Here is a 20,795-nt window from a genome sequence, read left to right on the forward strand (position 1 = left end):
ATGCGCCTTCAGGCCCGTCTTACTCAGCCTTTGGCGTTTCGCGCAAACGAATGTGCAGTTCGCGCAGTGCCTTGGCATCCACGACACCCGGTGCCTGCGTCATCACGTCGGCAGCACTCTGGGTTTTCGGGAAGGCGATCACTTCACGGATCGACTGGGCGCCGGTCATCAGCATTACCAGACGGTCCAGACCGAAGGCCAGACCACCGTGCGGCGGTGCACCGTACTTCAGCGCGTCGAGCAGGAAGCCGAACTTCTCTTCCTGTTCCGCTTCATCGATACCCAACAGACGGAAGACCGACTGTTGCATCTCTTTGCGGTGGATACGGATCGAACCGCCACCCAGCTCTGTGCCGTTCAGCACCATGTCGTACGCGCGGGACAGAGCGCCAGCCGGGTTGGCTTCGAGCTCTTGCGGCGTGCACTTTGGCGCGGTGAACGGGTGGTGCAGCGCCGAGAAGCTGCCGTCGTCGTTCTCTTCGAACATCGGGAAGTCGACGACCCACATTGGCGCCCACTCGCAGGTCAGCAGCTTGAGGTCGTGACCGAGCTTGATGCGCAGTGCGCCCAATGCTTCGCTGACGATCTTGGCCTTGTCGGCGCCGAAGAACACGATGTCGCCATCGACTGCGCCAACGCGATCAAGGATCACGTTCAGCTTGTCTTCAGGGATGTTTTTCACGATCGGCGATTGCAGACCTTCAACACCGGCTGCACGCTCGTTGACCTTGATGTACGCCAGGCCCTTGGCACCGTAGATGCCGACGAACTTGGTGTAGTCGTCGATCTGCTTGCGCGGCATGCTCGCCCCGCCTGGAACGCGCAGTGCGGCGATACGGCATTTCGGATCGTTGGCCGGGCCGCTGAAGACTTTGAAATCGACTTCTTTGAGTTGATCGGCAACGTCGACCAGTTCCAGCGGGTTGCGCAGGTCTGGCTTGTCGGAACCGTAACGGCGCATGGCTTCTTCGAAGGTCATGTGCGGGAAATCGCCGAATTCCAGACCCAGCACTTCCTTGAACAGGTTGCGGATCATTTCTTCGGTCAGGCCCATGATCTCTTTTTCATCGAGGAAGCTGGTCTCGATGTCGATCTGGGTGAATTCCGGCTGGCGGTCAGCGCGCAGGTCTTCGTCGCGGAAGCACTTGGCGATCTGGTAGTAACGGTCGAAACCGGCAACCATCAGCAGTTGCTTGAACAGCTGTGGCGATTGCGGCAGGGCGAAGAACGAACCAGCGTGAGTGCGGCTTGGCACCAGATAGTCACGTGCACCTTCAGGGGTGGCACGGGTCAGGATCGGCGTTTCGACGTCGAGGAAGCCGTTCTCGTCGAGGAAGCGACGGATGCTGGTGGTCATGCGCGAACGCAGACGCAGCTTCTCGGCCATTTCCGGACGACGCAGGTCGAGGAAACGATAGCGCAGACGGGTTTCTTCGCCAACGTCGGAGAACTCGTTCAGCGGGAACGGCGGGGTTTCCGACTCGTTCAGCACTTCCAGTTCGTAGCCCAGCACTTCGATCATGCCCGACGCCATGTTGGCGTTGGTGGCACCGGCCGGACGCAGACGCACCTTACCGGTGATCTTCACAACGTATTCGCTGCGCACGCGATCGGCAGCGGCGAAGCTCTCGGCGCGATCCGGATCGAATACCACCTGGGCCAGACCGTCACGATCACGGATATCGAGGAAAATCACCCCGCCGTGGTCGCGACGACGGTGAACCCATCCGCAAAGGGTAATTTCCTGACCTTCCAGGCTTTCGTTCAGTTGGCCGCAATAGTGGCTGCGCATCATGGTAGTGGTTCGCTTCTCGTAATTCGAAATTCGGTAGAGATCCCGTCGCACACAAGCTGGGTGCGGCATCGGAAAACTCACGCGTGTCGTTCGACCTGGGCCTGAACCCTAGTCAGATTTGTCGCCACCGGCCAGATTCTTCTTGGCGCCGGTCTTGAAGTCGGTTTCGTACCAGCCGCCGCCGCTCAGGCGAAAACCCGGCATGGACAGCTGTTTCTTGAGCTCTGGTGCCTGGCAGGCAGGGCAGTCGACCAGCGGTGCATCGCTGATCTTTTGAATGGCTTCCAACTGATGACCACAGGAAGCACATTGGTAATCGTACATCGGCATGGGGGGTGTCTCGGCGATCAGATTGCCACCGCGCGCAGGGCTTTGCGGCGAAAGAGCGGGATTATATCGATTAAATGCGGCCTGTGCAGCCGTAAGACTGCACAGGCCGCGACCTCGTTTGCAATCGCCGTTTCAGAGCGATTCGGTCGATGCAGCTTCCTTGATGCCGTTCATGACGCACACCACCCGTACAAGCGCGCTGAAATTCTTCACCCCGCCATGCCGCAGATGCACTTCACGGTCGACATGGGACAACAGCGAACTGACCGAACAACAATTTTGCGCGGCCATCGTGCCGAGGATGTTCCAGTAAACCTGCTCAAGCCGCAGGCAGGTTGCATAACCGTTCAGACGTACGGATCGTGACGATGGCTGAACCAGTGCCATGTCGAATTCGTTGACGAACGGATCGACTTTCAATTCATGTGGCAAGCCGACAATCCTGTCGCCTCGCCTGTCTCCCTCTACCATATCGGTGACACTCCTTTGCCATCTCTGCTTGTTTGAAAAGTCACATCCTGTGGCTTTCATAAAAGCGCAGACACAAAGTTATATCCAGACGACTTATTGACCATCTCCGTAGGATAAGCCAACGATACAAGTAAGATTCTGGACAGCGCACGACCCTCGACCGACTGGCTCGTGCGCCCGGATGATTATGCTTCCAGCAACGCGCGCAGCATCCACGCGGTTTTCTCGTGCACCTGCATGCGCTGGGTCAGCAGGTCTGCGGTCGGCTCATCGCTGACCTTGTCGAGCAGCGGAAAAATGCCGCGCGCCGTGCGCGTAACGGCTTCCTGGCCATCAACCAATTGTTTGATCATGTCTTCGGCACTCGGCACACCCACTTCTTCCTTGATCGAAGAAAGGCGTGCGTACGTGGCATAGGCGCCCGGCGCCGGAAAACCCAAGGCGCGAATGCGCTCGGCGATCGAATCCACGGCCAGCGCCAGCTCGTTGTATTGCTCTTCGAACATCAAGTGCAGCGTGCGAAACATCGGGCCGGTGACGTTCCAGTGGAAGTTGTGGGTTTTCAGATACAGCACGTAGGTGTCCGACAACAGACGGGATAGTCCTTCGACGATGGACTTGCGATCTTCTTCACTGATACCGATATCGATTGCCATATTTACCCCCTAACGGCGATTGAATTCATCCAACAGGTGCAGACCCACTCTAGCAAGGCAACCGACACCCCGCAGCCCTGATTGGCTGCAAACGCTGCGACAAATCGACCGACGCCATGCCGCTGGCCGGGCTGATTTGAGTAGCCGCAGGCTTTGCTGTTAAATAGGCAGTGTGTCGCCATGCCCCATTTTTCGGGGCGTTGCGCATAGGCTGATGCCGTGAACGTGTCCACCGCCTCTTATTTTGTTCCGAAGCGAACCGTGCGCCTTCAGCTCTTCCTTGTGAGCCGTCATAAACGTGAGCCAATCAAAATGTTGAAAATCGTCCACCTGCTAATGGGCGCAGCGGCCTTGCTGCTGTCGTTCATACCCAGCTTGAAATCCGAAGCCGTTCCCTACCTGCAACAACCCGATGCACTTTACCTGGCCTTTTTCGGCCTGCTGAACCTGGTGATTGCCCCAGTGATTCCTTTCTGGAACAAAGGCCCTCGTCAGCATCTGCAAAATCTGGTCAGCGCTCTTCTGGTGCTGACTGTCGTCCTGCAAACCTTGACCCTGATCGCCCCGATGCCCGTCATCGCCGGCCAGCCAGCCGTGCTGTTCACCCTGGTGATCGCGCTGGTTGCCGTGGTCTTGCATCTGGCTGTGAGCTTCTATCGTTCTTCACCGGCTGCCGCTCCAACCAGCTATGACATGACCAATCGCGATACCGGTACCGTCAAGTGGTTCAACACCTCCAAAGGCTTCGGCTTTATCTCCCGGGATTCCGGCGATGATATTTTCGTGCACTTTCGCGCGATCCGTGGTGAAGGTCACCGCGTACTGGTCGAAGGCCAGCGCGTGGAATTCTCGGTGATGAACCGGGACAAGGGCCTGCAAGCCGAGGACGTGATCGCCGCTCTGCCGCGACGCTGATCCAGGCATAAAAAAACCGCGAGCAGCCTGCTGTTCGCGGTTTTTTTACGCCGGGTGAAAAGTACCCGCGTCAGTAGTGCGGCGGCGGCGCCTCGTCTTCGAAGGACTCGAACTGGCCGACCATCTCTTCCTGGCGCTTGAGCAGGGCTGCCATCTGCAATTGCAGGCGCTCAACCACGCGCTGTTGGGCTACCAGCACGTCGTTCAATGCCTGAATGGTGTCATCCTGAAACGCCAGACGGCTTTCCAGATCGGTAACGCGTTCTTCCAGGCTCATGACTCAGCCCTCCACAAAGGTGAAATGCTCGGTCAGGACCAGTCGCAACCGCTCGCGAATGGCGGCGACCTGCTCGACACTGTAAGGCTTGGCCGGGTGCTTGCCCCAGACCGGCGCTGGCCAGGCCGCGTCATCGCGTTTACGCACAATCACATGCATGTGTAACTGGCTGACGACATTACCCAGGGTTGCGACGTTCAGCTTGTCGGCGTCGAACAGATCCTTGAGCAACTCAGCCAGTGCGGTGGTTTCCTGCCATAACTGCTGTTGATCGGCGACATCCAACTGAAACAACTCACTGATATCGTCGCGACGAGGCACCAGGATAAACCAAGGGTAATTTGCGTCATTGGACAACAGCAGTCGGCAAAGAGGGAAATCACCGATCGTCAGCGTGTCCTGTTGAAGTCGTGAATCTAAAGCAAACACTGCGCGCACTCCCGGCTGATCTTCATTATTCAGCTTAGCGGCCCTCCTCGCGAACGGCGCGACCAAGCGACAGGACGGCAGCATACCTGCGAATGCGCCAGCCTTCACGAAGGCTTGATGACGAACCGCTGCAAACGCCCCGGGATGGGACATTTACTCGCGCCATGCACCAGCACAGCACCAAGACACACTTCAAGCGTGGAGAAATGACCGAGAAAGACTGACTCGTTCAGCATCCAGCCAGCTCTCAACTGTATGAATACCGAACAGCTGTAAAATTTTTTGCACCAAAAACGCACAGTGCGTCTACGCTCACTGCGTCAGGCATCCGCCAAATACTCACTGGCGGGGTGAACCGGTAACGTTTTTGGTTGTCACGCTCGATCCTGCGTGTGGCAACACCATAGAAGGAATGGCGTCAAGCCCTGATAAAAAGGGGCTTGGCATCCAGCATTTATGAGGTTTTTACAGTGACAGGCGGGCGTTCAGAAAAATAACCGCAACGAAATTGCGGTTTGTGCACGCTTGTTGCATTCGTACCCATATGGACTATAAGCGCACCACGGGAAGTGGATGCCTTAAGCCCCATAAGAACAGTGGCAGGGTTGCCCGATGGAGATTCAAGTGTTTTGCCAGGGACTCTTTTTTACCGATGCAAAAAGGCCCAGAAACAGCGATAAAGTTGTCAGTCCGGCTGCATTGGTACTGTGAATTTGCGACATCCACCACGCCATTTGCGACAACGTCGTAAAGATGCTGAAAGGTTGGATCAGCAAGTATCGCCAACATTGTCGGCGTGATATAAGTTTGCGCCGACACAAAAAGAAAGAGCCGCCCAGATAATAAAACAGGTGGGACGGCAGTACTCTTCTAAAACCAAAGGAGCAAATCACGATGCGCGTGATGAAGTGGAGCATGATCGCACTGGCAGTTGCTGCAGCCGCCAGTACTCAAGTGGCTACGGCCGCACCGTTTGTAAGTGACCAGGCTGAAGCCAAAGGTTTTGTTGAAGACGCGAAGTTTGATGTGTTGCTGCGCAACTATTACTTCAACCGAGACAGAAAAGCCGGATCAAACGATCAGCGAGACTGGACTCAAGGTTTCCTGAGCAACTTCAGCTCCGGTTACACCCAAGGTACCGTCGGCGTGGGTGTTGATGCGTTCGGCTACCTGGGCATCAAACTGGATGGTGGCGATGGCACCACAGGTTCGGGCAACACCAGCCTCGACTCCCAAGGTCATGCCAACGACTCCCTCGGTAAAGCAGGCGCAGCGATCAAGGCCCGCATCTCCAAGACCGAGCTGAAATTCGGCGAGTTCCAGCCAAGCACCGCTCCAGTCTTCGCCGTTGGCGGCTCCCGTCTGATTCCTCAGACCGCAACCGGTTTCCAACTGCAAAGCAGCGAAATCGACAACCTGGATCTGGAAGCAGGCCACTTCTACTCGGCCTCCAGCCAGGACGAGATGAACAGCGATGGTGAGTTGCACTCGCAGTACTCCAGCACCGGTGAAAACCCTGTCACAGGCAAAACCATGGACTTTGCCGGTGGTAAATACGGCATCACCGAGAACCTGAGCGTCTCGCTCTACGGTTCGAAGTTCAAGGATATCTGGAACCAGTACTACAGCAACGTGAACCTCACCACCCCGATCAGTGGTGACACTTCGCTGAACACCGACTTCAATATCTACCGCACCACTGACAGTGGCGATTCCAAAGCCGGTGACATCAGCAACACCACGTTCTCTCTGGCAACTGCGCTCTCGTTCCTGAAAGCACACACCGTGACTCTGGCCTTCCAGAAGGTCAATGGTGATACGCCGTTCGACTACGTCGGCGTGGGTGACAACAACCGTGGTGGCGACTCGATCTTCCTGGCTAACTCCATCCAGTACTCCGACTTCAACGGCCCTAACGAAAAATCTGCACAGATTCGTTACGACCTGAAAATGGCCGAGTACGGCGTTCCGGGCCTGAGCTTCATGACCCGTTACGTAAAAGGTTGGGACATCGACGGCACCAAAATGGACGCCAGCAGCCCATACAACTCTTACGGTTACGGCGAAGATGGCAAGCATCACGAAACCAACCTTGAAGCCAAATACGTAGTTCAGGCCGGCCCTGCCAAAGACCTGTCCTTCCGTATTCGTCAAGCATGGCACCGTGGCAACGCCGACCAGGCTGAAGGCGATATCAACGAGTTCCGCCTGATCGTCGACTACCCACTGTCGATCTTGTAATCGCCAAACACTAGTTTGCGGTAACAACAAAAAGGCCCATCTTACGATGGGCCTTTTTTATTGCCTGTCACTTGCAATAGTTGCCTGACCGACAAGTCAGGCAATTAATTAGCAACCTATCATTGTGTTGCCGATTCCTGCACCACGCGAATCACGCGTTGCGGAAAAGGAATATCAATGCCGGCAGTCTTTAAACGATCACGCGACTGTTCGTTAAACATGAACATCACGTCCCAGTAGTCTGCAGTTTTAACCCACACACGCAGCGAAACAGTGATCGAACTGTCGCCCAGCGTCGAAATCACGGCCTGTGGCGCAGGATCCTGCAACACACGCTCATCCTTGGCCAGATCCAGCAGCACTTGACGGGCTTTTTGCAGATCGGCTTCGTAATCAACGCCTACATCAAACACGACTTTACGAGTCGGCTGACGGTTGGTGTTGGTGATGATGCCGTTCGACAGGTTACCGTTCGGTACGATGATGGTCTTGTTGTCGCCGGTACGCAGTACCGTGTGGAAAATCTGGATGCTGTCGACAGTACCCGCCACACCTTGCGCTTCGATCCAGTCACCGATACGGAACGGGCGGAACAACAGAATCAGCACGCCACCGGCGAAGTTCGCCAGGCTGCCTTGCAAGGCCAGACCGATGGCCAGACCGGCAGCACCGATCGCAGCAACGAACGAGGTGGTTTCAACACCGATCATCGACGCGACGCTGACAATCAGCAGCACTTTGAGAATGATGTTCGCCAGGCTGCTGATAAAGCCTTGCAGGGCCAGATCGGCATTGCGCAGGGCCAGCAGACCGCCGAGCTTTTGCGTGACCTTGTTGATCAGCCACCAGCCAATGGCCAGGGTAATCACTGCCAGCAGCACGCGGCTGCCGTATTCCATGATCATTGGAATCCACGCCTGGGATGCCTTGACCAGGTTGTCCACCTCAGCATTCAAATCCATGTTCTATCTCCTGATTTCCGGCCATTCGGCACGCGAAAAATAAGCGGCAGAAACCCGCCGGGTGTACACAAAACAATGTGGGAGCGAGCCTGCTCGCGAAGGCGGTGTGTCAGTCAACTCATTGCTGAATGACACGGCGCCTTCGCGAGCAGGCTCGCTCCCACAGGTCATCTGACCGAGCTTAGTCGCGGAAGTTGTTGAACTGCAGTGGCATGCCGAATTCCTTGGCACGCAGCGCCGCGATGGCTTCTTGCAGGTCATCACGCTTCTTGCCAGTCACACGCACTTGCCCGCCCTGAATGGCCGCCTGCACTTTGAGTTTGGCGTCCTTGATGTGGCCGACGATCTTCTTCGCCAGTTCCTTGTCGATGCCTTCCTTGAGCACGGCGTCCTGCTTCATCAGCTTGCCCGATGCGTAGGCGTCTTTGACTTCAAGGCACTGCACGTCGATCTTGCGCTTGACCAGCGCCAGCTTGAGGATTTCGATCATCGCTTCGAGCTGGAACCCGGCTTCAGCGGTCAGGCTCACGGTGAGGTCCTTTTCCTTGAACTCGAAGCTGCCTTTGCCTTTCAGGTCATAACGACGATCGAGTTCCTTCACGGCGTTCTCGACCGCGTTGGTGAGTTCGTGTTTGTCCAGTTCGGATACCACGTCGAACGACGGCATGTAATCTCTCCAATAAAAAGGCGCGCTCGATGTGGATGGAGCGCGCTTGGCTTGCGGTTAAAATCGGGCTCATTATAACGGGTCTTTTCCCACCGACACGGCGAGCCGCACATGCCTGTACGCAATCGAGCAAAAAACTGATGGCCACCCCCTGGCATATTCTCGGCGCTGGCAGTCTCGGCACACTGTGGGCCACACGTCTGGCTCGCGCCGGCCTGCCGGTCAGACTGATCGTGCGCGATGCCGAACGCTTGCAAAGCTATCAGGCTGCGGGCGGCTTGACGCTGGTGGAGCAAGGTGTGGCGAGCAGCTATGCGGTTCCCGGCGAAACACCCGACAGTCCCGAGCCGATCCGCCGTTTGCTGGTGGCCTGCAAAGCCTACGACGCCGAAAACGCCGTCGCCCGCCTCGCCCCACGACTGACAGCGGACGCCGAACTGATCCTTCTGCAAAACGGCCTCGGCAGTCAGGACGCCGTCGCCAACCGTGTGCCAATGGCACGTTGCATCAGCGCTTCAAGCACCGAGGGTGCATTTCGCGATGGCGACTGGCGCGTAGTGTTTGCCGGCCACGGCTTCACTTGGCTGGGCGACGCTGGCCATCCGGTTGCACCGATCTGGCTGGACGATCTCGACGCCGCGAAAATCCCCCACGAATGGAGCACCGATATCCTCACGCGCTTGTGGCGCAAACTGGCACTCAACTGTGCGATCAATCCGTTGACCGTGCTGCACAATTGCCGCAACGGGGGTTTGCAGGAACACCATTGCGAAGTCGCCACCCTGTGCGCCGAACTCGCGGAGTTACTGGAGCGTTGCGGCCAGCCGGCCGCCGCCGACAATCTGCAACAGGAAGTCGAGAGGGTCATCCACGCCACCGCCGCCAATTACTCATCGATGTTTCAGGACGTCGCCAACCAGCGCCGCACCGAAATCAGCTATCTATTGGGCCACGCCTGCAAAGTCGCCGCCCGCCACCAGTTGAACCTGCCGCACCTCAATCAATTGCAACAGCGGCTGATCGCGCATCTCAACAGCCGTGGATTGCCCAGCGACTGAGCAGCGGCTACGCTGGCCACTTGTTCCTTTGCTGCGATAAACCTGATGCCATTGCGCCAGCGTCTCGAAAACCTGCCGGTCGGCCAGAAACTGCTGGCCGCCCTGCTGGTGCTGTTGACCACTGTTCTGCTGGTCGCCAACCTGACCTTTATCAGCGCCGCCTATTACATCTCTCAGGAAAGCATGGCGCCGCAGGCCTTGCAGACCATCGGCCGACTGATTGCCAACCCGAGCCTGGTCAGCGAAGCCCTGCAATCGCCGCAAAGCGCCGAACGCCTGCTCAAGGAACTCGACAGCTATTCGCCACTGCGCGCTGCCGCGTTGTATGACGGCAAGGGTGAACGCCTTGCGCAAGTCCAGCGCGGCGACAAACTCAACCTGCCGGAACGCTATCGGCATGTCGAAGCGTGGCAACTGACCGAGTTTCGCAGCAACCAGTTGATCACCCTGCCCCGCCCCGGCACCGCACCGGGCCACTTGTTGCTGGTGGCCAGCAGCGAACTACCGATGGCCTTCTACACCGGCACGCTGACCGCCAGCCTCGGCATTCTGATTTTCAGTGTGTTGCTGTGGCTGGTGATTGCCCGGCAGATCAAACGTCTGATTACCCGCCCGATTCATCAGTTGGAAGAGCTCTCGCGCCAGGTCACCCGCGAAGAAAACTACGCTCTGCGCGCCTCACGCGGCAACCACGACGAAATCGGCAGCCTCGCCGAGGCCTTCAATACCATGCTGTCGCGCATCGAAGCCCGCGAGCAGCAACTCAAGCGCGCCCGCGATGACTCGCAAGCCGCCTACGATCAGGCGCAGGGGCTGGCCGAGGAAACCCGCCACACCAACCGCAAACTGGAACTCGAAGTCCAGGTGCGCAGCAAGATCGAGAAGAAGCTCACCGGTTTCCAGAACTACCTCAACAGCATCATCGACTCGATGCCCTCGGCGCTGATCGCCCTCGACGAGCAACTTTACGTCACCCAATGGAATCAGGAGGCCAGCGCCCTCTCCGGCACGCGACTGGACGAAGCGCTGAACCAGCCGATCTTTCTCGCCTTCGAACCGCTCAAGCCGTTTCTGCCGCAACTCAAGCAGACCGTCGAGCAACACACGGTGGCGAAGATCGAACGGGTGACGTGGTTCAAGGACGATGAACCCAAGCATTACGCGCTGACCTTCTATCCGCTGATGGGCGGCGCCGGGCGCGGCGTGGTGATCCGTATCGATGACATCACCCAGCGCCTGTCCCTGGAAGAAATGATGGTGCAGTCGGAAAAAATGCTCTCGGTCGGTGGCCTCGCCGCCGGCATGGCCCATGAAATCAATAACCCGCTGGGGGCGATCCTGCACAACGTGCAGAACATCCGTCGACGCCTGTCCGCGGATCTGCCGAAGAACCTCGAAACCGCCGAGCAACTGGGCATCGAACTGGACACGGTGAACCGCTACCTGCGGGGCCGCGAAGTGCCGCAATTGCTCGACGGTATTCAGCAGGCCGGCGCTCGGGCAGCGAAAATCGTCACGCACATGCTCAGCTTCAGCCGTCGCAGTACCCGGCAAATGGCGCCGTGCGATCTGCCGGCACTGATCGATCAAGCCGTGGAAATCGCCGGCAACGACTTCGACCTGGCCATCGGCTTCGACTTCAAGGGGCAGGCGATCATCCGTCAGTTCGATCCGGCGCTCGGCCCGGTGCCGGGCACCGCCAACGAACTCGAGCAAGTACTGCTCAACCTGTTGAAAAATGCCGCGCAGGCCATTCACCAGCGTGAAGACGATAGCGAGCCGGGAAGAATCATCCTGCGCACCAAACTCAATCCGCCATGGGCTGAAATCCAGGTCGAAGACAACGGCATCGGCATGAGCGAGAACGTGCGCAAACGCACCTTCGAGCCGTTCTTCACCACCAAGGAAATCGGCCAGGGCACCGGGCTCGGCTTGTCGGTGTCGTATTTCATCATTACCAACAATCACAAAGGGCAGATGGAGGTGCAGTCGGCACCGGGCCAGGGCACGTGTTTCACCTTGCGCCTGCCGTTGACGCCACCGCTGCCCATCGCTGCCGAAACCAATCAATTATCGAGGTAACCCATGGGCTTTCGCCTGTCGAAAATCTACACCCGCACCGGCGACAAAGGTGAAACCGGCCTGGGCGATGGCCGCCGTGTACCCAAGGATCATCCACGCATCGAGGCGATTGGCGAAGTCGACACGCTGAACAGTCAGGTCGGCGTGTTGCTGGCCGGGTTGCATGCCGAACGCGAGACGTATCCGGGGCTGAATGAAGTGATTGAGGTGTTGGCGCCTTGTCAGCATCGCTTGTTTGATCTGGGTGGCGAGTTGGCGATGCCGGCGTATCAGGCGCTGAATGCGGCGGAAATCGAGCGGCTGGAAGCAGCGATTGATGTGTGGAATGAGGAGCTGGGGCCGCTGGAGAATTTCATCTTGCCGGGCGGTTCGATGCTGATTGCGCAGGCGCATGTGTGCCGGAGCCTGGCGCGGAGTGCCGAACGGCGTTGTCAGCATTTGAATGCGATCGAGCCGTTGGCCGGGGTTGGGCTGGCTTATATCAATCGGTTGTCGGATTTGCTGTTTGTGGCGGCGCGGTTGATTGCGCGGCGGCAGGGGATTGCGGAGATTTTGTGGCAGCCGGCGGCAAAACCTGCAGAAATCTAGCGCCTGAAAGATCGCCTTCGCGAGCAGGCTCGCTCCCACATTTGATTGCATTCCAACTGAAGAAATCCGATCAACTGTGGGAGCGAGCCTGCTCGCGAAGAGGTCGGCAGCCTTTACAGAGAATCAGGCCAGAACGCGCGAATCCCCGCCACACCTTGAGCGCCGTGGCCCCAGGCTTTTTCGCGCTCCGCCGGGCCAACCCCACCCAACAGAAAAACCGGCTTACTAAAGCCTTCGATCAACGTCGAAGCCTGCTCCCAGCCCAGCGGCTGCGCATCCGGGTGAGTCAGCGTCGGTTGCACCGGCGACAGCGTGACGAAATCCACACCCATCTGCTCGGCGAGGGCTAACTCTTCAGCGTTGTGGCACGACGCCGCCAACCAACGCTCCGCCGGTAACGGCCGCCCCGCCGCGGCGTATTTGCGCAGCTGCGCAGAGGTGATGTGCCAGCCGGCAGAGGGGAAATCACCGAGCCATTCGAACGGCCCCTTGATCATCAGTTGCGCCTTGCCCGCACACAGCCCGGCCGCATCGACCGCCAGATCGCGATACTTGGGGTCATAGCCGTTCGGCGCGCGCAGCTGGATCAATTTTATCCCGCCGGCAATCGCCTTCTGGATACCGCGCAGCAGAGCCGGGGTTTCCAGATCCTCAGGGGTAATCAGGTACTCCGCCGGCAAACGCGCCGCCGCAACGATCGGCTGGTTGGCAGCCGGGAACTCGTAGTTCGCCAGTTCCTTCGCAGTCACCCAGGCCAACGGCTGGCCTTCGGCACCGTGCGGTTCGCCGGTGAATGCCGACACTTCCCAGACATCCAGCAACACCTGCTTGTCCGGGTAATCGTGACGCACTTTGATCAGCGGTCGGGCGGCGCCAACGACGATACCCAACTCTTCGTGCAGCTCCCGGGCCAGCGCGGTTTCGACCGACTCGTCAGCCTCGACCTTGCCACCGGGAAACTCCCACAGACCACCCTGATGCTGGGTGTCGGCACGGCGGGCGATGAGGATTTTGCCACTGTCGTCACGAATGACGGCGGCGGCGACGTGGACGCGTTTCACGGATTCAACTCCTCCAGTCCAGCCTGTTGCCACGCCTTGAAGGCTGGCCATTGGTAGACGGTTTCAACATAGGCCTCGTCGGCGGCCGGCAGCTTCACCTGATAGGTGCGCAAACGCACGGCAATCGGCGCAAAGAACGCATCGGCCAGACTCACCCGACCAAACAGGTACGGCCCGGTCTCGGTGGCAGTAGCACGGCACTCGGCCCACAGCGCGAGCATGCGTTCGATGTCGACTTTCACTTCCGGCGGTACCGGGTTCAGCGGCGCATTGTGGTTGAGGTTGAAGGGCATGTGATTGCGCATGGCGAAGAAGCCGCTGTGCATCTGTGCACAGGCGGATCGGGCCTGGGCGCGGGCGAAGATATCGGTTGGCCAGAGCTGCTCGGACGGGAACTGCTCGGCGAGGTATTCAGCAATCGCCAGTGAGTCGGCAATGGTGCCGCGCGCCGTTTGCAGCAGTGGGACTTTGGCGGTCGGCGAATGCTTGAGCAGCAACTCGCGGGTGTCGGGCTTGCCGAGTTTGATCAGTTCTTCGCTGTAGGGTGCGCCGGTCAGCTCGAGTGCCAGTGCGGCACGCAGGGACCAGGAGGAAAGCAGTTTGTCGCCGATGATCAGGTGCAGGGACATGGTGTGGCGCCTTTTCGTCAGAGGAAGCTTCTAAACTTGTCGTGTATGAACCATCGCTTTCGCGAGCAAGCTCGCTCCCACAGGTTCTTGGGTGTACACAACATGTGTGAACGGCCGAAACCACTGTGGGAGCGAGCTTGCTCGCGAAGAGGCCGGCAGCGCGCTCCCACCTTTTGGATCAGGTGCGGTATTCAGCGTTGATCTTCACGTATTCATGCGACAGGTCAGTGGTCCAGATGGTTTCGCTGCAATCGCCGCGACCCAGTTCGATGCGGATAGTGATCTCTTCCTGCTGCATCACCGCCGAGCCCTGGGCTTCAGTGTAGGTCGCCGCACGGGCGCCACGGCTGGCGATGCACACCTCGCCAAGGAACACGTCGATTTTGCTCACGTCCAGATCCGGCACGCCGGCACGACCAACGGCAGCCAGAATGCGGCCCCAGTTCGGGTCGGAGGCGAACAGCGCGGTCTTGATCAGCGGCGAGTGCGCCACGGTGTAGCCGACGTCGAGGCATTCCTGATGGTTGCCGCCGCCATTCACTTCAACGGTGACGAACTTGGTCGCACCTTCGCCGTCACGCACGATGGCCTGGGCCACGTCCATGCACACTTCGAACACCGCTTGCTTCAGTTTTCCGAACAGCTCGCCTTCAGCGCGGGTGATTTCCGGCAGTGCGGCCTTGCCGGTTGCGATCAGCATGCAGCAGTCGTTGGTCGAGGTGTCGCCGTCGATGGTGATGCGGTTGAACGACTTGTTCGCGCCATCGAGCATCAAGTTGTGCAGGACGTCACGGGAGACTTTGGCGTCAGTAGCAATGTAGCCAAGCATGGTCGCCATGTTCGGACGGATCATGCCCGCGCCTTTGCTGATGCCGGTGACGGTGATGGTCACGCCGTCATGCTCGAACTGGCGGCTGGCACCCTTCGGCAGGGTGTCGGTGGTCATGATCCCGGTAGCAGCGGCTTCCCAGTTGTTTTCCGAGAGGTCGTCCAGCGCGGCTTGCAGCGCGCCTTCGATCTTCTCGACCGGCAGTGGCTCGCCGATCACGCCGGTGGAATACGGCAGAATCTGCTCGGCAGCAACGCCGGTCAGCTCGGCCAGTCTGGCGGTGGTACGTTCGGCAGCGGCCAGACCCGGCTCGCCGGTGCCAGCGTTGGCGTTGCCAGTATTGGTCAGCAGGTAACGCACGGCATTCTGTACGCGTTTCTTCGCCAGGATCACCGGCGCGGCGCAAAAGGCGTTCAACGTGAACACACCCGCCACGGTCGAGCCTTCGGCGCAGCGCATTACGACAACATCTTTGCGCCCGGGGCGCTTGATGCCGGCCGAGGCGATACCGAGTTCAAAACCGGCAACCGGGTGCAACGTTGGCAAAGGACCAAGACCAACAGCCATGAATGCGCTCCTTACTCAATGATGTCAGCACCGCCACGCGCAGTGACGGTGGTTTAAATGGCAAAACGCCGCGACGGCAGGAGCCGGTCGCGGCGCGGGTATTTCAGCGATTGAAACGGGTTTTACTGGATCTGCCCGTGGCAATGCTTGAATTTCTTGCCCGAACCGCAGTAGCACAGTTCGTTGCGGCCCAGCTTCTGCTCGTTGCGAACCGGGGCGGTGGCGAGGGCCACATCGACCTCTTCACCCAATACTTCCGGTTGCTCCAGACCTGGCGCTTCGGCGTGTTCGAACTGCATGCGGGCGGCCAGTGCTTCGGCTTCCTGACGCAGGCGTTGCTCTTCGGCTTCCGGATCTTCGCGGCGAACCTGAACGTGCGACAGCACACGGATCGAGTCGCGCTTGATCGAATCGAGCAGTTCGGAGAACAGCGTGAACGACTCGCGCTTGTATTCCTGCTTCGGGTTCTTCTGAGCGTAGCCACGCAAGTGGATACCGTGACGCAGGTGATCCATGGTCGACAGGTGGTCTTTCCACAGGTCGTCCAGCACGCGCAGTACGATTTGCTTCTCGAACGAGCGCAGTGCCTCGGCACCGGCCTGATCTTCTTTCTCGTTGTACGCCGCCATCAGCTCGGTCATGAGCTTCTCGCGCAGGGTTTCTTCGTACAGGTGATCGTCTTCGTCGAGCCATTGCTGGATCGGCAGCTTCACGCCGAAGTCGCTGGCAATCGTCGCTTCCAGACCGGCCACGTCCCACTGCTCTGGCAGCGATTGCGGTGGAATGTGTGCGCTGACGGTTGCGTTGAGCACGTCCTGACGGAAGTCGGCGATGGTTTCACCGATGTTGTCGGCGGCCAGCAACGTGTTACGCATGTGATAGATCACTTTACGCTGTTCGTTGTTGACGTCGTCGAACTCGAGCAGTTGCTTACGGATGTCGAAGTTACGGCCTTCAACCTTGCGCTGCGCCTTCTCGATCGCGTTGGTCACCATGCGGTGTTCGATCGCTTCGCCCGGCTGCATGCCCAAGGCTTTCATGAAGTTCTTCACCCGATCAGAGGCGAAGATACGCATCAGGCTGTCTTCCAGCGACAGGTAGAAGCGGCTCGAACCGGCATCACCCTGACGACCGGCACGGCCACGCAGCTGGTTGTCGATACGACGGGATTCGTGACGCTCGGACGCGATCACCTGCAAACCGCCGGATTCCAGCACTTGCTGGTGACGCTTCTGCCAGTCGGCCTTGATCTGGGCAATCTGCTCAGGGGTCGGGTTTTCCAGCGACGCAACTTCAACTTCCCAGTTACCGCCCAACAGGATGTCGGTACCACGACCGGCCATGTTGGTGGCGATGGTCAGTGCGCCCGGACGACCGGCCTGCGCGATGATCTCGGCTTCCTTTTCGTGGAACTTGGCGTTGAGAACCTTGTGTTCGATGCCTTCCTTCACGAGCAATGCGGACATGTGCTCGGAGGTTTCGATGGTCGCAGTACCCACCAGCACCGGACGACCGGCAGCCATGCTTTCCTTGATGTCCGTAACGATCGCCGCGTATTTCTCTTCGGCGGTGAGGAACACCAGGTCGTTGAAGTCTTTACGCGCCAATGGTTTGTTCGGCGGAATGACCATGACTTCCAGACCATAGATCTGGTGGAATTCGAACGCTTCTGTATCGGCCGTACCAGTCATGCCGGACAGCTTGGTGTACAGACGGAAGTAGTTCTGGAACGTGGTCGAAGCCAGGGTCTGGCTCTCGGCCTGGATGTTCAGGCCTTCTTTGGCTTCGATGGCCTGGTGCAGGCCTTCGGACAGACGACGCCCCGGCATGGTACGGCCGGTGTGTTCGTCGACCAGTACGACCTGGCCGTCCTGCACGATGTATTCGATGTTGCGATTGAACAGTTTGTGCGCACGCAGACCGGCATACACGTGGGTCAACAGGCCCAGGTTATGTGCCGAGTACAGGCTCTCGCCTTCAGCCAGGAGGCCGACGCGGGTGAGCATGTCTTCGATGAACTGGTGACCGGCTTCGTTGAGTTCGACCTGACGGGTCTTCTCGTCAACGGTGTAGTGGCCAGCCTTGGTGACTTCGCCTTCGACTTCTTCAACGTGCAGTTCCAGCTGCGGGATCAGTTTATTGATCTCCATGTACAGCTTGGAGCTGTCCTCGGCCTGACCGGAAATGATCAGCGGGGTACGCGCTTCGTCGATGAGGATGGAGTCGACTTCGTCGATCACGGCAAAGTTGAGTTCGCGCTGGAATTTTTCTTCCATGCTGAACGCCATGTTGTCGCGCAGGTAGTCGAAACCGAATTCGTTGTTGGTGCCGTAGGTGATGTCGGCGGCGTACGCCAGACGTTTCTCTTCCGGGGGCTGGAACGGCGTCACGACGCCGACGGTCAGGCCGAGGAATTCATACAGCGGACGCATCCAGTTGGCGTCACGACGCGCCAGGTAGTCGTTCACCGTCACAACGTGCACGCCCTTGCCGGACAGTGCGTTGAGGTAAACGCCCAGCGTTGCCACGAGGGTTTTACCCTCACCGGTGCGCATTTCGGCGATCTTGCCTTCGTGCAAGGTCATGCCACCGACGAGTTGCACGTCGAAGTGGCGCATACCCATGATGCGCTTGCCGGCTTCGCGGGCGACCGCAAAGGCTTCTGGCAACAGCTTGTCGAGGGTTTCCCCTTTGGCGATGCGGGCCTTGAACTCATCGGTCTTGGCGCGCAATTGATCGTCCGAAAGGGCCACCATTTGCTCTTCGAAGGCATTGACGAGCTGCACCGTCTTGAGCATGCGTTTGACTTCACGCTCGTTCTTGCTTCCAAAAAGTTTCTTTAACAAAGGCGCAAACATATCGGCAGGATCTTCCACACTAAAGGGATGGAGGGCGGCCCCGTGAGCGTCGCCCGTGCAGCCCTCATGGCCGCATGCGAACGAGCATTCTACCCGGAAACGGAAGTGAGGAAAGTGGCGATGTTCCACGATGCTGGCACTGCGCTTTGACGGGGCTCACTTAAAATAGGGGCGTTTTGCTCAACTTCAAGTCATACAAGGCAGAAGTTAGTCGTTGATTTAATGGGTAAAGCGGGGGCAAAAGCAATGGGCGAGTGATTTCGGCCTTTCTGCTACCATGGCGTTTCTGTTACTTCAGGTGTTCGATCATGGCATTTCGCCCTCTTACGGCCAGAGCACCCGCCGTTCTCCTGCGCGAAGCCAAGCCGCTCAAAGCCATCCTCGGCCACGCCCAGCGACTGGGTCATTTGCAACGCCTGCTCGAAAGCCAATTGCAACCTGCAGCCCGCGAACACTGCCATGTAGCGTCGTGGCGCGAAGGCAGTCTGTTGCTGATTGTCACCGACGGTCACTGGGCCACACGCCTGCGCTACCAGCAAAAACGCCTGCAGCGGCAATTGCAGATGTTCGACGAGTTCGCCAGTCTGACGCGGATTCTGTTCAAGGTGCAGCCGCCTACAGTGCAGCGCGGGGCGGCCGGGCACACGATGGATTTGTCCACGGATGCGGCGGCTACGATTCAGGCCACGGCGGACGGGATCACTGATCCAGGTTTGCGCGCAGCGCTGGAGCGCCTGGCGGCGCACGCCAAAAACAAATCCTGACAGCTATCAATAATTGTAGGAGTGAGCCTGCTCGCGATAGCGGTGAAACAGTCGACATTGTCGTGACTGTCATACCGCAATCGCGAGCAGGCTCACTCCTACATTAGATCAGCGGCGTTTGCTGCCACCGAGTAAGGAGCCCATCAAACCGCGCACCAATTGCTTACCGAGGTTATTGGCAGCCTGACGCATGGCCGACTTCAACGCCTGCCCTGCCGCCGTACCGAGAAACTCCCCTGCCCTGTCGGCAAGGCTTGGCTCTTCAACCGCAGGCTTGCCGGCGGGTGCCTCGGCCTCAGGCGCCAGGCCTTTACGGCCCATGAGAATTTCATACGCCGATTCACGATCAATCGGCTTGTCATAGCGCCCCTTGAACGGCGAGCCGGCGATCAATACCGTGCGCTCGGTTTCCGTCAGCGGCCCGATCCGCGATTGCGGTGGCGCCACCAGCCCGCGCTGAACCATTTCCGGCGTGCCTTTCTCGGTCAGCGTGCCGACCAGCGCTTCGCCAATCCCCAACTCGGTCAGCACCGACAAACTGTCAAACGCCGGATTCGGCCGGAAGCCGTCCGCCACCGCGCGCAGGGATTTCTGCTCTTTGGCGGTAAAGGCGCGCAAGCCATGCTGGATGCGCAGGCCAAGCTGCGCGAGCACGTCATCGGGCAAGTCCGCCGGCGACTGGGTGACGAAATACACGCCAACACCTTTGGAACGAATCAAGCGCACCACTTGCTCCAGCCTTTCCTGCAAGGCCTTCGGCGTATCGCCAAAAAGCAAATGCGCTTCATCGAAAAACAGCGCCAGCAGCGGTTTATCGGCATCGCCGCGCTCCGGCAACTGCTCGAACAGCTCAGCCAGCAGCCACAACAGGAACGTCGCGTAGACCTTCGGCGCCTCGTGTACCAGACGACTGGCGTCGAGCAAGTGAATGCGCCCACGGCCATCGGCGGTCGGCTGCAAAATGTCTTCAAGTTGCAGTGCCGGCTCGCCAAACAAGGCTTCGGCGCCCTGCTGCTCAAGAATCGCCAGGCGGCGCAACAGCGCCTGACTGGAACCGGTGGTCATCAGCGCCGCGTCTTCGCCCAACAGTTGCGGGTTGTCCTTGAGGTGATTAAGCAGCGCCTTCAGATCTTTCAGATCGAGCAACAACAGGCCTTCGCGGTCGGCAACTTTGAACGCTGCGTAGAGCGCTGACTGCTGGCTGTCGGTCAGCTCCAGCAGACTGCCGATCAGCAGCGGGCCCATTTCGCTCAACGTGGTGCGCAACGGATGACCGGACTCACCGTGGATATCCCACAAGGTCACCGGGTACGCCTGCGCTTTGTAGTTGAGCCACGGCATCCCGGCAATGCGCTCGGCAACCTTGCCCTGCGGGTTACCGGCCGCACCGAGGCCGCACAGATCACCCTTGATATCAGCGGCAAACACCGCGACGCCGGCATCGCTGAACGCCTCGGCCAAACGTTGCAAGGTGACGGTTTTACCGGTACCGGTGGCGCCGGCGACCAGTCCGTGGCGGTTCGCCAGGCGCATGGCCTGACCAATCTGTTGCCCCGCGAGGTCGGCGCCGATTACGAGTTGCGATGAGTCAGGCATTTTGTCACCCAATGGTTAAT

Annotated in this window: 19 protein-coding genes; 6 read left to right on the forward strand and 13 right to left on the reverse strand. The window is 58.9% G+C overall.

Annotation, left to right across the window (positions count from 1 at the left end):
- Positions 1 to 19: 19 nt before the first annotated feature.
- From aspS to QOM10_RS22825, 4 genes are all read right to left on the reverse strand, one after another.
- The gene (gene aspS / locus QOM10_RS22810; RefSeq protein ID WP_038366634.1) at positions 20 to 1,795 is read right to left on the reverse strand and encodes an aspartate--tRNA ligase; all 1,776 of its coding nucleotides are present in this window, start codon (positions 1,793 to 1,795) and stop codon (positions 20 to 22) included.
- A gap of 108 nt (positions 1,796 to 1,903) precedes the next feature.
- A complete protein-coding gene (locus QOM10_RS22815; RefSeq protein WP_085730262.1) occupies positions 1,904 to 2,125 on the reverse strand; it encodes an FmdB family zinc ribbon protein in 222 nt (73 codons plus the stop codon).
- 132 nt (positions 2,126 to 2,257) lie between these two features.
- A complete protein-coding gene (locus QOM10_RS22820; protein WP_127929518.1) occupies positions 2,258 to 2,596 on the reverse strand; it encodes a ribbon-helix-helix domain-containing protein in 339 nt (112 codons plus the stop codon).
- Positions 2,597 to 2,781: 185 nt separating this feature from the next.
- Positions 2,782 to 3,252: a Dps family protein gene (locus QOM10_RS22825; RefSeq protein WP_034153422.1), complete on the reverse strand. Its 471-nt coding sequence runs from the start codon at positions 3,250 to 3,252 to the stop codon at positions 2,782 to 2,784.
- 312 nt (positions 3,253 to 3,564) lie between these two features.
- On the opposite strand from QOM10_RS22825, the gene QOM10_RS22830 reads away from it, so the two are divergent.
- On the forward strand, positions 3,565 to 4,167 hold the full coding sequence (locus tag QOM10_RS22830; RefSeq protein WP_007912746.1) for a cold-shock protein: 603 nt from the start codon (positions 3,565 to 3,567) through the stop codon (positions 4,165 to 4,167).
- Positions 4,168 to 4,237: 70 nt separating this feature from the next.
- Here the strand turns inward: QOM10_RS22830 and QOM10_RS22835 are convergent, their stop codons facing one another.
- Both QOM10_RS22835 and QOM10_RS22840 read right to left on the reverse strand, forming a co-directional pair.
- Positions 4,238 to 4,444 carry a SlyX family protein gene (locus QOM10_RS22835; protein ID WP_038366649.1) on the reverse strand — a complete coding sequence of 69 codons (207 nt, stop codon included), beginning with the start codon at positions 4,442 to 4,444 and terminating at the stop codon, positions 4,238 to 4,240.
- A 3-nt stretch (positions 4,445 to 4,447) separates the two neighbouring features.
- A complete protein-coding gene (locus tag QOM10_RS22840) occupies positions 4,448 to 4,873 on the reverse strand; it encodes an HIT domain-containing protein (RefSeq protein WP_127930443.1) in 426 nt (141 codons plus the stop codon).
- A gap of 894 nt (positions 4,874 to 5,767) precedes the next feature.
- Here QOM10_RS22840 and QOM10_RS22845 point away from each other — a divergent pair.
- The gene (locus QOM10_RS22845; protein ID WP_150774433.1) at positions 5,768 to 7,114 is read left to right on the forward strand and encodes an OprD family porin; all 1,347 of its coding nucleotides are present in this window, start codon (positions 5,768 to 5,770) and stop codon (positions 7,112 to 7,114) included.
- Between the two features lie 119 nt (positions 7,115 to 7,233).
- Here QOM10_RS22845 and QOM10_RS22850 read toward each other — a convergent pair whose 3' ends face one another.
- Both QOM10_RS22850 and QOM10_RS22855 read right to left on the reverse strand, forming a co-directional pair.
- Positions 7,234 to 8,076 (reverse strand): mechanosensitive ion channel family protein, encoded by an 843-nt coding sequence (locus QOM10_RS22850; RefSeq protein WP_007912753.1) that lies wholly within the window; start codon positions 8,074 to 8,076, stop codon positions 7,234 to 7,236.
- 181 nt (positions 8,077 to 8,257) lie between these two features.
- On the reverse strand, positions 8,258 to 8,743 hold the full coding sequence (locus QOM10_RS22855; protein ID WP_316916983.1) for a YajQ family cyclic di-GMP-binding protein: 486 nt from the start codon (positions 8,741 to 8,743) through the stop codon (positions 8,258 to 8,260).
- A 140-nt stretch (positions 8,744 to 8,883) separates the two neighbouring features.
- Here QOM10_RS22855 and QOM10_RS22860 point away from each other — a divergent pair, with 140 nt between their 5' ends.
- From QOM10_RS22860 to QOM10_RS22870, 3 genes are read left to right on the forward strand one after another with little or no spacing between them, the layout of a single operon-like run.
- Positions 8,884 to 9,801: a putative 2-dehydropantoate 2-reductase gene (locus QOM10_RS22860; RefSeq protein WP_150750361.1), complete on the forward strand. Its 918-nt coding sequence runs from the start codon at positions 8,884 to 8,886 to the stop codon at positions 9,799 to 9,801.
- A gap of 45 nt (positions 9,802 to 9,846) precedes the next feature.
- Positions 9,847 to 11,883, forward strand: a complete 2,037-nt coding sequence (locus tag QOM10_RS22865; RefSeq protein WP_316916984.1) for an ATP-binding protein — start codon at positions 9,847 to 9,849, stop codon at positions 11,881 to 11,883.
- Positions 11,884 to 11,886: 3 nt separating this feature from the next.
- On the forward strand, positions 11,887 to 12,471 hold the full coding sequence (locus QOM10_RS22870; RefSeq protein WP_316916985.1) for a cob(I)yrinic acid a,c-diamide adenosyltransferase: 585 nt from the start codon (positions 11,887 to 11,889) through the stop codon (positions 12,469 to 12,471).
- 113 nt (positions 12,472 to 12,584) lie between these two features.
- Here QOM10_RS22870 and QOM10_RS22875 read toward each other — a convergent pair whose 3' ends face one another.
- The 4 genes from QOM10_RS22875 to secA form a co-directional block, all read right to left on the reverse strand.
- The gene (locus QOM10_RS22875; protein WP_316916986.1) at positions 12,585 to 13,532 is read right to left on the reverse strand and encodes a Nudix family hydrolase; all 948 of its coding nucleotides are present in this window, start codon (positions 13,530 to 13,532) and stop codon (positions 12,585 to 12,587) included.
- Positions 13,529 to 14,161 carry a glutathione S-transferase family protein gene (locus QOM10_RS22880; RefSeq protein ID WP_316916987.1) on the reverse strand — a complete coding sequence of 211 codons (633 nt, stop codon included), beginning with the start codon at positions 14,159 to 14,161 and terminating at the stop codon, positions 13,529 to 13,531. The genes QOM10_RS22875 and QOM10_RS22880 overlap by 4 nt, the downstream gene beginning before the upstream one ends.
- Positions 14,162 to 14,339: 178 nt before the next feature.
- On the reverse strand, positions 14,340 to 15,557 hold the full coding sequence (argJ, locus tag QOM10_RS22885; protein ID WP_316916988.1) for a bifunctional glutamate N-acetyltransferase/amino-acid acetyltransferase ArgJ: 1,218 nt from the start codon (positions 15,555 to 15,557) through the stop codon (positions 14,340 to 14,342).
- A 122-nt stretch (positions 15,558 to 15,679) separates the two neighbouring features.
- Positions 15,680 to 18,415 carry a preprotein translocase subunit SecA gene (secA, locus tag QOM10_RS22890; protein ID WP_316916989.1) on the reverse strand — a complete coding sequence of 912 codons (2,736 nt, stop codon included), beginning with the start codon at positions 18,413 to 18,415 and terminating at the stop codon, positions 15,680 to 15,682.
- A 308-nt stretch (positions 18,416 to 18,723) separates the two neighbouring features.
- On the opposite strand from secA, the gene QOM10_RS22895 reads away from it, so the two are divergent.
- Complete coding sequence (locus tag QOM10_RS22895) at positions 18,724 to 19,179, forward strand: DUF721 domain-containing protein (protein WP_102900164.1); 456 nt, start codon at positions 18,724 to 18,726, stop codon at positions 19,177 to 19,179.
- A 108-nt stretch (positions 19,180 to 19,287) separates the two neighbouring features.
- Here QOM10_RS22895 and QOM10_RS22900 read toward each other — a convergent pair whose 3' ends face one another.
- Positions 19,288 to 20,775, reverse strand: coding sequence for a helicase HerA-like domain-containing protein (locus tag QOM10_RS22900; protein WP_127929529.1), 1,488 nt, complete (start codon positions 20,773 to 20,775; stop codon positions 19,288 to 19,290).
- Between the last annotated feature and the right edge of the window lie 20 nt (positions 20,776 to 20,795).

The organism is Pseudomonas sp. P108, from assembly GCF_032613195.1.
Classification (GTDB): Bacteria; Pseudomonadota; Gammaproteobacteria; order Pseudomonadales; family Pseudomonadaceae; genus Aquipseudomonas.